Source organism: Kitasatospora putterlickiae (assembly GCF_039527695.1).
Classification (GTDB): domain Bacteria; phylum Actinomycetota; class Actinomycetes; order Streptomycetales; family Streptomycetaceae; genus Kitasatospora; species Kitasatospora putterlickiae.
Window position 1 is genome coordinate 7,958 of sequence record NZ_BAAAKJ010000097.1, and the last position, 932, is coordinate 8,889.

At 79.0% G+C, this 932-nt stretch carries 1 protein-coding gene; it reads left to right on the forward strand.

Annotation, left to right across the window (positions count from 1 at the left end):
• On the forward strand, positions 1–761 hold a 761-nt coding region (locus ABD308_RS10595), incomplete at its 5' end, for a glycosyltransferase (protein ID WP_344331462.1).
• Between the last annotated feature and the right edge of the window lie 171 nt (positions 762–932).

Here is a 932-nt window from a genome sequence, read left to right on the forward strand (position 1 = left end):
CCCGGACGCTCGCGCCGTCCACCCCCGCCGCGCAGGACCTCACCGCGCACGGCGTCGCCCGGGTCCAGCTGTGGCCGCGCGGCGTGGACTCGGTCCGCTTCGACCCGCGCCACCGCGACGAGGCGCTGCACCGGGCGCTCGCCCCCGGCGGCGAGGTGCTGGTCGGGTACGTCGGGCGGCTCGCGCCGGAGAAGCGGGTCGACCTGCTCGCCGAGACCTCGACGCTGCCCGGCGTCCGGGTGGTGATCATCGGCGACGGGCCGTCCGCGCCCGGGCTGAAGGCCGCCATGCCCGGCGCCGTCTTCCTCGGCCGGCGCACCGGCGAGGAACTGGCCCGATGTTTCGCCACCCTGGACGTCTTCGTGCACACCGGCCCGCTGGAGACGTTCTGCCAGACCATCCAGGAGGCGATGGCCAGCGGCGTCGCGGTGATCGGCCCCGCCGCCGGCGGCCCGCTGGACCTGGTCGCGCACCACCGCACCGGCCTGCTGGTCCCGCCCCGGGACGGCGCGGCGGTCGCCCGCGCGGTGACCGCCCTCGCCGGGGACGCCGAACTGCGGGCCGCGTACGGGCGCGCGGGGCGGGCGGAGGTGACGGCCCGCACCTGGGAGGCCGTCGGGGACCTGCTGCTGCGGCACTACGCCGAGGTGCTCGCGGAGCACCACGGGGCCGTGCCCGACCCCGCCGCCCCGGCCGCGCCGGCGACCCCCGCGGGGCCCGTCCAGCCGGCCGCCCCGCTGACCGAGGAACTGCCCGCATGACCGCCGGACCACTGCGGATCGTCCGGGTGGCCAACTTCGTCACCCCCGTCTCCGGCGGACTGCGCACCGCGCTGCGCCACCTCGGCTCCGGCTACCGGGCCGCCGGGCACACCCCGGTGCTGGTCGTGCCCGGGCGGCGGCGCACCGTCGAGGAGGAGGAGCAGGGGCTGG